This window comes from Ktedonobacterales bacterium (genome assembly GCA_036557285.1).
Classification (GTDB): Bacteria; Chloroflexota; Ktedonobacteria; order Ktedonobacterales; family DATBGS01; genus DATBHW01.
Map to the genome: position 1 here is coordinate 31,529 of DATBHW010000020.1, position 13,374 is coordinate 44,902.

Genomic DNA, 13,374 nt, shown 5'->3' on the forward strand with positions numbered 1-13,374 from the left:
GTGGTTAGCTCTGCGGCAAGCTCTCTGGTTCGCGCGCTTGCTCTGTCTGCGGAGGCGATGCGGATATTGTATCACCTGCGTTGACCGCTTCGGCCTCGCCGCCCATAAAGACCGGGGCGCTCGCTGGCTGGCGCGCGTGGCGCGTGAGGAAGAAGCACAGCAGGAGCAGAACCAGCGCCAGCAGCCAGAAAAGTCCTGGCAGCCAGGTTCCTGTCGCGCTGAGCAAGCCAATCTGATTGGTCAGGACACCGGCTCCGGGCGCCTGGCTGGCGATGACTGGCAGCGCGTTGGCGGCAGGGCCGGTAAAGAAGTTCACGGCCACCTCTGGCGCGATACCTATCACCAGCGCCAGCAGGGCGAGTAGAAACGTCAGGAAGCTGGGCAGCGGCTCAGGTCGGCTGGAGAGTCCAGGCGCAGGCGCTCCGGCAGCGGGGGCTGGCTCCGCGCCGCCGACACGCACGATTGCCAGCGTGACCAGCAGCAGGGCCAGCCAGTTCACGCCGACCCCGGCGACCCAGGCCGGGCCAGCCGCTGCTGCGCCGCTGGTGATAAGCCAGGCGCTGCTGAATCCGGCGGCAAAGGGCAGCGCGCTCAGCGCCAGCGCCGCCAGCCACCAACTCATGCTTAAAATGGGCTGCGCTGGCTTGCGTCCTCCCGCCAGCAGCAGCGCGCCCAGCGCCAGAAAGCGCAGCAGCTTGAACAGCAGCGCGCCGTTCAGAGCCGCTGTACCTGTGATGGCGACGCCTGCCAGCATCCAACTGAGCAGCTGAACGCTCAAAAAGAGTGGGAGCGTGACACGTTGGGCTGCGCGCATCGCCAGCAGCGCAGCCCCCAGCGCCAGTGCTGCACAGACCCAGATGACGACCAGGCTATAAGCTTGCCAGCCGATAGAGCCATTGCCTGGCGTGACCTCGCCAGGACCGGCAATCAACAGCGCGAGCCGCGCAAAAGCAGTGAAGGTGACAGGCGACGCCATCAACACGAAGATGGCGATCTGGCTCATACCTGCCTGGCGCGGCGCGTTGGTCGGGATGACCTGCTGGCTGAGCAAAGCCACGCCCGGCGCGAGCAGCGCGGCGAGCATGAGAAGCGCTGCCCAGAATGGTTCGCGCCCCAGGCCATTGAGCAAATCCAGCCGCTTATCATCGAGTGTGCTGATGGCCGGAAGCAGGGAGAGATAGAGGATGAGGGCCGAGATACAGGGTATAGCCAGCAGCATGCTCGCGCGCTTGCGGCTCTGGCCCTGGATGTAGAGCGTGAACGCGCACAGACTCGTCATTCCCCAGCCGACCACCATCCAGAGCGCGCTGTTGGCGAAAATGGCCGTAAAGACAGCGCCCAGCGCGATCAGCAATACGCCCAACTGCCAGGCGCCGTTTCCCTGCTCACCCGGCCCTTGCTGTGGGGCCTGCTCAGGTTCGAGGGCGATCAGCACAGCGGCTGCCGCGCTCGCCAGCACGCCGACGATCATCGCGCCAAAGATATTGAAGCTGTCAACCTGATAACTTAGCTGGAGCCAGCGCGCCCAGCCAGCAGGAGCAAATGCGGTAGCCTGGATGGTATCACCGTAGGCCAGCAGCCGGATAAAAAATAAGACAACGAGCAGGCTGAAGAGCAGCACGATGCCGCACCAGATGGCCGCGACGAGCCGCGACAGCACTCTGGCAGCCAGTATCAAGATCGCGCCGGATACCACCGGAACGAGACCAAGCAAACCCAGTAACAACGCGAGTGAGATCATTGTCTACCCATGCCTATGATGCTTGTAACGCCTCTTCAACGGCTGCTCTGAATGCCTTTGGCAGCATAATACCACGCGATAGCTCACTGGAGTCAGGGATTTCTTCAGAGAACCAGCGTGGTGCCGACGCTGCTGGCAATGAACGCTTCTGGCATGGTGCGCGCAATCTGGTGAACGGCCTTCCAGCCGGTGCAGTGGCAGGGCATCAGATAGCGTGGCCTGAACTGCTCTAACGCGGCAATGGTGGCCGGAATGATCGGCTCAAAGATCGCGCCGGTCAGGTGGAAACCGCCAACCACTGCATAGATGGTCTGAATGCCGGTGAGGCGCTGCGCGTTACGGATGATGTTTACAATCCCCGCATGACCGCATCCGGTCACGATGACCAGCCCTTTGCCACGCACGTGGATGATGGCGCACTGGTCGTCGTGGATCAGCGGATCAGGCTCCCAGGCATCATGACGTTTGGCGTAGTGGATGGGAAATCCTTGTTCAAAATCGGTAGTGCGGGCCACTTCCCCAGAGACCAGCAGCATGCCCTCCACCAGCAGCGAGGGGCCAACCTCTTCGATGACTTCGATGTTTTCGCGCTGCAAATCACTCTTGCGCGGCGGGGGAAGGTTGATTTCCATCCCGGTTGGCAGGACGATTTTCCGCTCCAGGTAGGCGTCGGGGTGCAGAACCAGCGGCAGCTTGCGCGTGCCCAGCCGAGTGAGCAGGCCGAGCAGCCCCATCGTATGATCGGCGTGACCGTGACTGACAATGATCGCCCGCGTCTCGCCGGGACGAATCTCCAGGGCGTCCATATTATGCAGGATGCCTTGAGGGCTGATGCCGGTATCAAACAGAATCGTTCCGGTCTTCTCGCCGCGTTTCAGATGAATCAGGGCGGAAAACCCATGCTCGGCCTGTGGCTGAGCGCGCTCAAAGAGGTCTGCGCGCAGGGGATAGCGCCGGGCAACGTCGCTTCCGGCCATCAGGAGATCGAGGCTGTTATCCACAATGATGGTGATCTGCGCTTCATCAACTTCCAGCAGAGGGATGGGTGCCTGTGACACTGGATGCTCCTTTCCAGGTGGTGGTAGTGAGCAACTACAAGATCAGTCGTTATTTATCCACACAAGCTACGCATATATCCAGGCTTGCCAGGATGAGCAGCGCGTCGCTGAGTTTGTTCCCCTCCAGCGCCAGGGGAACCGCTGCCAGGTTGCGCTGGCTGGCGGTGGTGATGGTCACGCTGGCCGGGCGGGCGGATCCATCGCCGCGCGCCTGCCAGGTTTCGCGGCCCTGCGGCCCTTCGAGAGAAGCTTCGGCCTCGCCAGATGGAAGGAGATCAGGGAAGGGCTGCGCCAGCGGCCCATCGGGAAGCTGCTCAATCAACTGCGTGGCGAGTTCGATGCCCTCGCGCATCTCGCCTAGCCGCGCGGCTATTCTGGCGTGTGTGTCTCCTGCGACGCTGCTCGCGCGTTCGGTCAGGTTCAGGTCGGCGTAGGCGTCGTAGAGGTATTCGCGCCGCGCATCGTCGTTCAAGCCAGAAGCCCTTGCCACTGGCCCCGTTAGTTTCAGTTGACGCGCCTGATCGGTAGTGATCGTTGCCAGCGCACGTGTGCGCCGCTGCATCTCTCGGTTGTGGACAAGCTGCTGCTCTAGCTGGTCAAGCGCCGCGCTCATCTGCTGAAGCGCCTGCTCCACCGGCGCGCAATCCGGCGCGGAAGCGATGCCGCCAGGGACGGGCAAGCCCCACAGCAGACGATGGCCTGTCGCTTGCTCCATCTTCTCCAGCAGGTGTTCGTGCGCTTCGATAGCGACGTAGAAGGCGCGCGGGCGCTCGGCGGCACGCGCGAGTTGGGCGGCCCAGGCGAGGTGCGAAAGGAGCCGCTCCACTTCGCAAAAGAGGCTGCGCAGAGCGCGGGCGCGTGGCGGCGGCTTGACCTCGGCCAGCCCCTCCAACACCAGGCAGAGCGCCAGGCGGTGATGATGCGCCGCGCTGCCGCACAGCCGCTCAGCCAGCTTCAGTCCCTCTTCGATGCCGCGCTGAGCGAGCAGCGTTTCTACGCCACGATGCGTGTAGCCAGTGGTGATCTCGACGCTGGCAATCGTTTCGCCTTCAAGGTGTAATTGGTACCAGACCGGCTCTGGCAGCGCCGGATGATAGGGGCCAAGTGGCAGCACTGATACCACGCTTAGCGGCTCCTTCACGGTTGTTATTTTTTACCTAGCTGCTGCTGGATGTATTGCTTCACTAAATCCCAGTTGCCATTGCGGGGCTGCAAGATATACTGGCCGTCATCTGTCGAACTATCCACCAGCACGTTTTGATTGGAAAGGCCAATATGCTTGGCATTGTTCAGGTCCATCTTACCCACGAAATGATAGAGGTCGAGCGCAGACAGATTGGTGTAAATGCTCTTTTGCAGGGCATCCATCGCGCCAAAGAGATGAGGCCACTCGGAAACCTGTGTCATCTTCGAGACAATGGCTTTGATGAGAATCTGCTGGCGCGCCGAGCGAGCAAAATCGGTACCCTCGGTGGGATCGCCACCCGTCACCTCCCGCGCCCGCGCGTACTCAATGGCATGCGCGCCATCCATATGCTGCGGTCCGGCCTTGAACGTCACGGTGATCCAGGAAGCATCAATGCTAGGGTCATCGTTCTTGGGATAGAGCGCCGTAAAGCTGTGCTGCACGTTTACATCAACGCCGCCCAGCGCGTCAACCAGTTCGCGGAAGCCGCTGAAGTCGAGCGTCATCCAATATTTGACTGATAACCCCGTAACATCGCTGAGCTTTTGCGCAGTAATATCACCAGCGGCGACTTTGCCCGCCTGCACTGTGCCATACCCATTATCCAGCCCATACTCATAGGCTGAGTTGAGTTTGCCATAGCGCCCTGAATCCGGCGGAATCTGTACCCAGAGGTCACGGGGTACCGAGATGAGTGCCGTCTGGCCGGTCTGAGGCTGAATGCTGATGATGAGCATGGAATCGGTCAGATACGCGCCGGGGTGGTTGCCACCGCCAAAGCCCATAACTAGCAGATTGACGCGATTCGTGCCGTTAAGGTCAATCTGGCTGCTGAGCGGCGATTGGGTGGAGATAGCCTGGCCGAAGGCGTAGGCGCGCTGCCCGACGATCACGCCCAGCGCCACCACAATGATCAGCAGGACGAGGAAAGTCAGGGCTACCCAACGGCCCCAGCGACGACGCTTGCGAGACTTGGGCCAGGGAGCCGGTGGTTGATAGTATTCTTGCAACCCATCTGGGCGCACCGGCTGCATCGGGTCGTACCCGAAGGTTTGTGTTGGATAATAGCCACCGCGCGGCATAGATTTCTCTTTCTCGCTTTGCGTAGACAGCCACTTACAGACTTCGAGGCACTCCGCGATTTCTCCATAGCACCATGATACATGACGCTATAGCGGCAAGAAAGGTCTCACTTCACACTTTGCAGCATCTCATCCTATCACATCACATCGTCGCGTGTAGCCAAAAGTGATGCTTCAAGAGGCGTCTCTGGGACTGCGCCTTTCTTCTGCTGGGAATGTATAATCTGGTTTTCACGCTGAGCAATAGCCTGGATTACAAGCAGCGTGCCCATGAAGAACCAGAACATCAGCGCCAGATCCGGCACAAAATACGAGTTATCAACCAACCCATGTACCAGAGATGTCACAATGGCCCCCGCTATACCGAGCAGCAGGCGCTGGAGAATCCTTCCCTGGCGCAGAGGGGGTGCGCACAGGCGATAGGTGCGCGCCAGGATGGTTGCAGAGGCAGCGAGCAGCCAGAACCACGCAACTACTCCCAGCAAGCCGCTGCTGATCCAAAAATCAAGGAAGAAGTTGTGCGGGTGCGAGAGGTGAGGATTATAGGCGGCAGGGAAGGATTGCCCATCCAGCGCCTGGAGTGCGTAAGAATTGGGCGCTGTTGGAATATACAGAGTATTGAAACTGTCAGGGCCAGTACCCAGCAAGAGATGATCACGAATGATCAAGAGCGCCGCTTTCCACAAGAGGAATCGCTCGGAGAGCAGCCCATGCCCTGCCTCGTTGAACAACTGGAGGATGCGCGACCAGAAGAGTGCCACACACAGCACACCAGCGCCTGCCACAGCCAGGATCGCGCCCCAGTGGCGGACCTCGAAGATAAAGTACAGGAAGAGTACCCCCAGCAGCGCCACCTCTGCCCCGCGCGAACCGGTCCAATAGAGCGCCCACACCAGCGGTATCATTGCTCCCAGGCAAATCCACCGCAGTGGGTCACGCCAGGCAGGCGGCTCTTGCGAAGCATCGGCGGCTGGACGACGCACACCCAGAAACGTCAGCGCCAGCAGGATGGGCAGCGCCCGGTCCAGCAGAAACGCCAGATTGTTCGGGCTACCATAGGGCCCATTGACCCGGAAGGTAGTAGCATCCACAATCAGCAAATCACTGGTGATATGCAATAGACCTTGAATGATGCCCATACCGGCGGCAATTGTGGTGGAGAGAATAAAAGCTCCCATCGTGCGCGCCAGATCATCGCGGGTTCGCAAATAGCGCAAGATGAGCAGAAAATACAGGATTGGCTCAAGAATCTCTTCCCGATACGCGCGCAGACTCTCATGCCGATCAGGGGAAACGAGGACAGCCAGCGCGGCGCCAATCAGGAACAACAGGGCTGGTAATAACAACAGGCGTGCGCGCCTCCACAAACCGTGTAACCATTCCCAGGTGGCACGCCGCTCCTGCGCCAGAAGGATATTCCGTAAACAGGCCACTCCCAGACAGATAAGCACGCCAAGCTCATTCAGAGAGAATGCGAGAGAGCCGCTGGAGTTGAGAGGGAGAAGATCAAGGTAATAGGGGAATGTGAGTGGCAGCAGGGCAATGGCAATCTCAAGGCGCATCCAGGCCAGTCCAGCCGCGATGCCCAGCAGGATCAGTGAAGCAGGCGGGTGATGCCAGAAGAAAAAGAGCACGAATGAAAGACACAGCCCAGGCCCAACAAAACGAAAAGGAAGCCTTGAGCGTCCACCTGACTGAATAAAGCGCCGAACCATTATACGTACCACAAGCCTTCTCTATGTTTGCAAAATCTATGCGGAAAGAGGCGCAGTGTTCATGCTAGACGTTAGATGGAGAGATAGAAAGTAATGCAGCAGGCTGCCATGTCTCGTACAGGGTCATATAGCGTTGAACTAGTGTTTCCACTGAATAGTCCTGGGCGCGCTGCAAGCAAGCTTGACGCATCTGGACCAACTCAGCATCCGACATCATCATGACATGATGAAGGATGTCGGCCAGAGATGACACATCATTCGTCGGTGCGACCCAACCGGTGACACCGTCTTCAATGACCCCGGCAGCATTCGCCGCCTGAGAGATGATCACCGGGCGTCCCGCAGCCAGAGATTCTATGCTGACATTGGGCAACCCCTCGGCTGGAGAATACAAGATCGTTGCATCGCAGGCATGATAATAATCTTCAGGATAAGGGGTTTCTGGATGCTGGATGACCACCTCGCCTAATTCATCTTGCAGGATTACCGCATCAAGAGCCTTCTGGGCGGCGGCTCCTTGAACTGGCCCCACGATAAAACAGCGCACATCAGAAGGCAAGCGGCTCTGTCGCTTCAATATCCCAAACGCCTGGGCGATCCAGTGCATATTCTTTTCGGAAGAGATACGGCCCATGCTCACAAAGACACGGCGAGAACCGGGAGCGACATGGCAGCGGAACATCTCATCATGCGGCTGAATATATCGCTCCAAGGTTATTCCATTGGGGATAGAGAGGATTTTGGGTGCTGCCACCCCGGCAGAGGATACCAGCATGGTTTTTAAGTGCGGCGCATTTACCACAATGTGCGCGCAGACTCTCTGGCCGAGCCGTTCATATAAGCGTTGTTTCGCTGTGAGGACGCCGCGCACTGTGCCAATGAGCTTTACAGGGGGCAGGAATGGGAAAGCCAGCCTCATGAGCAGGTTGGCATGGTAGCCTTCGGCCTGAATAATCTGTGGCCGCACCGCCCGCGCTACTCGGATGATAGAGGCTATTCCCCTGGCTTTATCCCAGGCGCTCCAGCCCAGATCGGGGGTATAGAGACTGATGCCAGCAGCACGAATCTGAGAGGCAAAGTGCAGATTTCGAGCTTTTGGCCCATACAGGCAGAGAACATGTGGATCAAAGCGGCTGCGATCCAACCTGGTTACTAGCTCCACCAGTTGAGACTCGATTCCTCCTGCCATGAGGGAATCGGCCACATAGAGAACACGTATCATTAACAAAAGTCTCCAGGACGCTCAACGCGCTCTCTCTGCTCTTCGCCTGACCTGCCCCGTTATCAACAAACAACCGATGGGTGAAAACGAGAAGAAAGGAGATGATAGCCGCGTCCCAAACATCTACCAGCCTATTTCATAGACCAGATTTGTTCCGTACTTATCTATCAAATGGAAATGCTCTGGATCTGCACCCGCCCATTGCGCGTAATCACTGCCCTTGGTAGTATCCAGGTACTGTATGTGCTGAGATTGTAGGGTCTTCATGAAATCGGCAGAGTTTTGGGGTTGTATCATGAATACCTGGTTGTTAAGCTGAGAACCGAAAAGCGGGTATACACACCACACGACGTCATTGTAACCTGTGAGAGCAATGCGTGACCCTGGCGGTACATGGTCCACCCAGCGAAATTGAGGATACCACAGATTCCCAATAGTTCGCTGCTCAGGTTGCATTCCCAGGGCATGAAGGGCGAGCTGAGGAGAGAAGTAAAGTTGGGCTGAACTAAAATAAAGAGAGATAAGCACTAATATCAGACCAACCACCTGAAGGAGTCCTCTCAACCACCATCTGTTTAACTTATCTATCACGTATGGCAAGGCAATCGCTCCTGGCGCCACGATGAAGATCGTGTACCGGCTCCACCAGTTAGCAGGTTGGACAAAGAAGATCACTATGAATGGTAGGAGAAAGGTAAAAAAAAGACCTCTTTGCCTGTATAAGCTATAGGCAATAAAAACCACCAGAGCAGGCATGGCGAGATATGTCCACTGAGGTCCGAATCCCCCCAAACGCTGATCATAGACATAGTATCCGTTTAAGCCAGAGCCACAATTTCCCAGTTGATTATAAATGCAGAGAGAGTACGTGGGTTTTGGGGGTTCGCTCCACCAGGAAAGGAGGATCTGTTGCCACCAAGAGTGCCCTACTAATTCCTGGGGAACGTTAGCCCCCAGAACCAGGCTCTGAAATGTCCCTACGCCAGGAAGAGTGTAGCCCAGAAGACGTACAGTAATAGGGTAGAAAGGATTACCATAAGCAACCCATGTGCGCAGATACCAATAGGAACCTAAAAGTAAGAGCGGTGCTCCCAGAACAAGCAATAACCTGGTCGTCTGCTTGAAATTAAGCTGGCGCCGATAGAGAGAGACAACTAGCAGCACCAGTAGGCTGATTCCAACATAAGCCAATCCAGATGACTTTATCCCTAGAGTGATCCCACCAGCTAACCCTGCCAGGAGTAGGTCAGCCTTGCTTTGATGCTCTATGTAGCGGAACAGGAAATAGAAACACACTAAGAACATGGAAGCGAAGGCAACATCAACATAATTCGAGATAGCTTGTAGAAGGACGATGGGGGTCAAGAAGAAAAGACACCCTGCGGCTAGGGCAGATGTACACTTGAGGCCACTGGACCTTCCCAACCCGACAACAGCCAACATTCCTCCTATTGCGAAAATCAGTTGTCCCATGCGTACGAGGACATCAGTATGTAGAAAGAGTATCAACCACGCAAAGAATAACTCTGCGTTTGCTGGGTATCCGTTGGACCAGATAGAATAAGGAATGATCCCTATTTTCTGCGCCTGTATCCAGGCAACGGCGGATGGTAAATGATATGTCAAGGCATCGTAATCATGGGAAGGGAGTAAATAGGCCAGAAAAGCCACCCATATTATTTCGCCTAACGTTAAAAGTAATAAGGCGCATGCCCAAGGATCATGCAGTAATTCCTTGAACAGGTTTGAGATCATACCCTGAAGGGCAAGCCATGGCTTCGGAATATTCTTTCCCCTATATCGGAGGGTCAATACTACTAATAGCGTAGTAATGATCAGGTTGATGAAGAAAACAACAACTGAATTAAAGGCTTCCAACACTACACCAGCAAAGAGCAAAGAGACCATGATTTGGGACATTGAGAAAGTAAAAATAGCTAAAAGGATAGGTATTGATCCCGTTAACCTGAGACAATGGGTTGCGGCTATAGCACCTATGAGTACGACTAAATTTACTACAATAAATATCAGCACAGACATACATCACCCTATCTTTATTGCTTATTGGGTGCTCCTGCGGATTCTCTCTTTTCTTTAAGGATCAATTCCTTTCCCCTAGCTGTTTGGGCCTTGAGCGATTTCTTACTAAACATAGTAAAGAAGAAAAGAATGCCTCCAAAGATCAGCGTACTCACTAGGCTAATCATGCGATCCAGTACAATAGTCGCGGCAGCTCCATTCTGCGCTGCCGCCGTATGAGGGATAAAGAGCAATATCATAGCAAGCATTCCTGATTCGACGAAGCCCACACCACCACTGGTCAAAGGCACGGTCGTCAGTAATGCCTCGCCTAATGAGATAAAGAGCGCTGCTGTGAAGATATGGATCGGATCTCCTCCCAACATCCTGGTTGCCAGCGCCACAAACATGAAGCGCAGCGCCTCCATCGACCATATCGTCAGTGTTAGTGGCACAAGCAGGTGCAATCGCTTAAAAGAACCAAGGGCCCCCTCTTGAAAGTGAATGTAATAGTCCCGGAAGCGCGGTGGAATGAGTAGGCGAATCTTGCCATGATACCCTCGTAGGAGGACTAGCCCAGCAATCAAACAGACCAACAACACCAAACAGATATGGAGGGCAAGTTCAAGTTGAGACGGCAGTTGCCCATGTAGGCTAATCAATACCGCTGAAATAAAAAGCAGCAGGAGCGTGACCAGATCAAGAATTCGCTCGGCCAGAACAGTTCCAAACGAACGGGTAGCTGGGGCTTTGGATTCCTGCCGCAGGAGATAGGCGCGATAAATATCGCCCAGCTTCGCTGGCACAATCAGGTTTGCGAACCAGGAAAGATAGAGAATTTTCGACAAAGGCAGAAAGCCTGGCAGGTGAACTCCTTGCTCCTTGCGATAGCCGACATTTTGTAGCATGAGCTTCCATCGCAAGACACGGAGTGGGAACGAGCTATAATAGACTATGAAACCGGCCAGAAATACCCAGATATTGGCTTGGGCAAGTGCCGAGGCGATACCTTTGGGGTTAAACTCCAGACCAAGGTGTTGTGCTACCAGCGCAAAGACTACAATCACCACAACCAGAGGAAGAATAGTACGCCAGCTCAACAACCTTCTACTAATCGAAAGCCGTTCTAGCTCAAATTCTGTTTCATCCCCATTTGCTTCCAGGTGGGCGGGCCCATCCTTCATCTCCTGTCCAGAGAATTCATCAATAAATACGGGCCTTACCTCACCTGCGTTTCTTGGGTTACGAGAAATGGGACACCTCCTGTTTCTCAGCCACCCATGCCGTTGCGTTACGATTGTTCGTCATTACCTCTACAATGGCCCGAGTTTGAGAATGGCACTGAGCCACTTCAACACGAAAGACGGTCTGCGAAACAGGAAGTAACATGGATGACGTTCACCTTTGTATGCGTGATTTCATGACCAAGGTGCTTCTTAGTATGAGATGGTGCGACCAATTTTACATACTTGACGGGACGCTAACGCCCAGTCCTCCCATGCCTCAGCCTCGCACATCTTTAGTTCTCTTTGCCGAGGTCGATAGTAGTACAATTTGTTACTTTACTCATAAAAGATGCGTTGAGATAGAGGGAAAAAGAGCAATAAAAGCAGGCGAAACCAATAATAACCTGTCTAAGGTATACCATCATGAAGCAAACAGCAGTTCCAATTTATGACTCAAAAGCTATAAAGTTGCGGAGTATCTTTGAATTCAAAGAACTCCTGCGATACCGCTTTCTTGTAAGGAATCTGGTATCCCGGGATCTCAAAGTGCGCTACAAGAGATCAGTTCTTGGTTTTATATGGGTTATGTTAAATCCCTTGCTTACTATGGCGGTAATTAGTATTGTATTTTCTCAGTTACTACGCTATAGTGTCCAATACTATCCAACATTTCTCTTATCTGGAATCTTGATCTGGAACCTGTACGCACAAGGCTCTGTAGCTGCAATGTCCAATCTCCTTGGTAATGGTTCTGTTTTGAAAAGAATTTATGTGCCCCCAAGCGTCTTCATCGCTTCATCAATTGGGAGCGCGCTAGTAAACCTTCTATTTGCAATCCTGCCATTTTACATTCTTGCATTATTGAATGGAGTGCCAATAAGCCTTACATGGATTCTGGTCATCGTCCCTATTGTAGAAGTGACCATTTTTGCATTTGGAATAGGACTCATTATATCTCCGCTGATGGTCTTCTTTACTGATACGTTCGAGATCTATTCTGTGCTTGTCAACATTTACTTGTATCTAACCCCTATCTACTACCCAAGCTCAATCTTGCCAGAGCCGCTTCAGCAAGCAGAGGACTGGAACCCCATGTTCTTGTTCATCAATTGCTTTAGGGATGCGGTTCTTGGAGATAGGATCCCCCATTTCCACCAGATGATTCTAGGTGGAGTGTATGCTCTTGGCGCGTTCCTGGTTGGTTGGCTGTTCTTTACCCGATTGGAGAACAACTTTGCTTACCACTTCTAATGGTGAGCAGCGAGTAAAAGGCTCTCTTGCATCAACAAACCTGGCAATAGGATTGGCAGGAGTTTCAGTACGCTATCGTATGCCAAGCGAGCGTATCACCACCTTAAAGGAACAGATCATCCGGCGTATTACGCGACGCAATGTGAAGTACCAGGAATTTTGTGCGCTAAGCAACATTAACCTTAAGATTTTACGCGGCCAATCAGTAGCATTAATTGGGCGTAATGGAGCAGGAAAGAGCACCCTGCTCAAAGTGATCGCTCGGGTGCAAAATCCAACAACAGGCCGGGTCTGGGTAAGAGGGAATGTAGCTCCTCTTATCGAGTTGGGAGCTGGATTCCATCATGAATTAACCGGGCGTGAAAATATTTTTCTCAATGGCGCCATGCTTGGATTCTCGCGTGCCCAAATGCTGAGAAAATTCGATAGCATCGTCGAGTTCTCGGAATTGGGTACTTTCATCGATTCACCCCTGCGCACCTACTCTTCCGGTATGATCGCTCGCCTTGGATTTTCTATCGCAGCTGATGCAGATCCAGATATTCTCATTATCGATGAGGCACTCGCGGTGGGAGATGAGGCATTTCAACATAAGTGCCTGGAGCGGATGTTTAGCTTTCGGGACCAGGGAGTCACAATCCTTTACGTGACCCATGCTCTTGACTCGATTCACGAATTGTGCCAACAGGCCATCTGGATTGATGAAGGGCAGATCCGTTTCTCAGGAGAGACCCAGCTCGCGGTAGAACTGTACCGCGAGAGCCTCGAAGTAGGGTCAAATATGTCAATTTTACAAAAGAGACGGGTCATTCAGGCAGAACCCAGAAAGGCACAAATTACCCAACCCATTCCACAGTTGGAAGAGTAGGCAACG

General features: G+C 54.2%; 10 protein-coding genes. 2 read left to right on the plus strand and 8 right to left on the minus strand.

Annotated elements, in window-relative coordinates; translation table 11 throughout:
• Positions 1–4 precede the first annotated feature (4 nt).
• From VH599_06615 to VH599_06650, 8 genes are all read right to left on the minus strand, one after another.
• Positions 5–1,741 (minus strand): hypothetical protein, encoded by a 1,737-nt coding sequence (locus tag VH599_06615; GenBank protein HEY7347976.1) that lies wholly within the window; start codon positions 1,739–1,741, stop codon positions 5–7.
• Between the two features lie 104 nt (positions 1,742–1,845).
• Positions 1,846–2,799 (minus strand): MBL fold metallo-hydrolase, encoded by a 954-nt coding sequence (locus tag VH599_06620; protein HEY7347977.1) that lies wholly within the window; start codon positions 2,797–2,799, stop codon positions 1,846–1,848.
• 49 nt (positions 2,800–2,848) lie between these two features.
• Entirely contained in the window at positions 2,849–3,922 is a 1,074-nt protein-coding gene (locus VH599_06625) for a hypothetical protein (GenBank protein HEY7347978.1), read from the minus strand.
• Between the two features lie 23 nt (positions 3,923–3,945).
• Positions 3,946–5,067, minus strand: a complete 1,122-nt coding sequence (locus tag VH599_06630; protein ID HEY7347979.1) for an LCP family protein — start codon at positions 5,065–5,067, stop codon at positions 3,946–3,948.
• A gap of 137 nt (positions 5,068–5,204) precedes the next feature.
• The gene (locus tag VH599_06635) at positions 5,205–6,794 is read right to left on the minus strand and encodes an O-antigen ligase family protein (protein ID HEY7347980.1); all 1,590 of its coding nucleotides are present in this window, start codon (positions 6,792–6,794) and stop codon (positions 5,205–5,207) included.
• 52 nt (positions 6,795–6,846) lie between these two features.
• Positions 6,847–8,004, minus strand: a complete 1,158-nt coding sequence (locus tag VH599_06640; GenBank protein ID HEY7347981.1) for a glycosyltransferase family 4 protein — start codon at positions 8,002–8,004, stop codon at positions 6,847–6,849.
• 123 nt (positions 8,005–8,127) lie between these two features.
• A complete protein-coding gene (locus VH599_06645) occupies positions 8,128–10,044 on the minus strand; it encodes a glycosyltransferase family 39 protein (GenBank protein ID HEY7347982.1) in 1,917 nt (638 codons plus the stop codon).
• A gap of 14 nt (positions 10,045–10,058) precedes the next feature.
• Complete coding sequence (locus tag VH599_06650; GenBank protein ID HEY7347983.1) at positions 10,059–11,207, minus strand: lysylphosphatidylglycerol synthase transmembrane domain-containing protein; 1,149 nt, start codon at positions 11,205–11,207, stop codon at positions 10,059–10,061.
• A gap of 465 nt (positions 11,208–11,672) precedes the next feature.
• On the opposite strand from VH599_06650, the gene VH599_06655 reads away from it, so the two are divergent.
• Entirely contained in the window at positions 11,673–12,500 is an 828-nt protein-coding gene (locus tag VH599_06655; GenBank protein HEY7347984.1) for an ABC transporter permease, read from the plus strand.
• Entirely contained in the window at positions 12,484–13,368 is an 885-nt protein-coding gene (locus VH599_06660; GenBank protein HEY7347985.1) for an ABC transporter ATP-binding protein, read from the plus strand. Before VH599_06655 ends, VH599_06660 begins: the two co-directional genes overlap by 17 nt.
• Positions 13,369–13,374: the final 6 nt, after the last annotated feature.

Coding starts and splice junctions, on each gene's coding strand:
- VH599_06615 (HEY7347976.1), bottom strand. CDS start 1,741: ATGATCTCACTCGCGTTGTTACTGGGTTTGCTTGGTCTCGTTCCGGTG.
- VH599_06630 (HEY7347979.1), bottom strand. CDS start 5,067: ATGCCGCGCGGTGGCTATTATCCAACACAAACCTTCGGGTACGACCCG.
- VH599_06640 (HEY7347981.1), bottom strand. CDS start 8,004: ATGATACGTGTTCTCTATGTGGCCGATTCCCTCATGGCAGGAGGAATC.
- VH599_06645 (HEY7347982.1), bottom strand. CDS start 10,044: ATGTCTGTGCTGATATTTATTGTAGTAAATTTAGTCGTACTCATAGGT.
- VH599_06650 (HEY7347983.1), bottom strand. CDS start 11,207: ATGAAGGATGGGCCCGCCCACCTGGAAGCAAATGGGGATGAAACAGAA.
- VH599_06655 (HEY7347984.1), top strand. CDS start 11,673: ATGAAGCAAACAGCAGTTCCAATTTATGACTCAAAAGCTATAAAGTTG.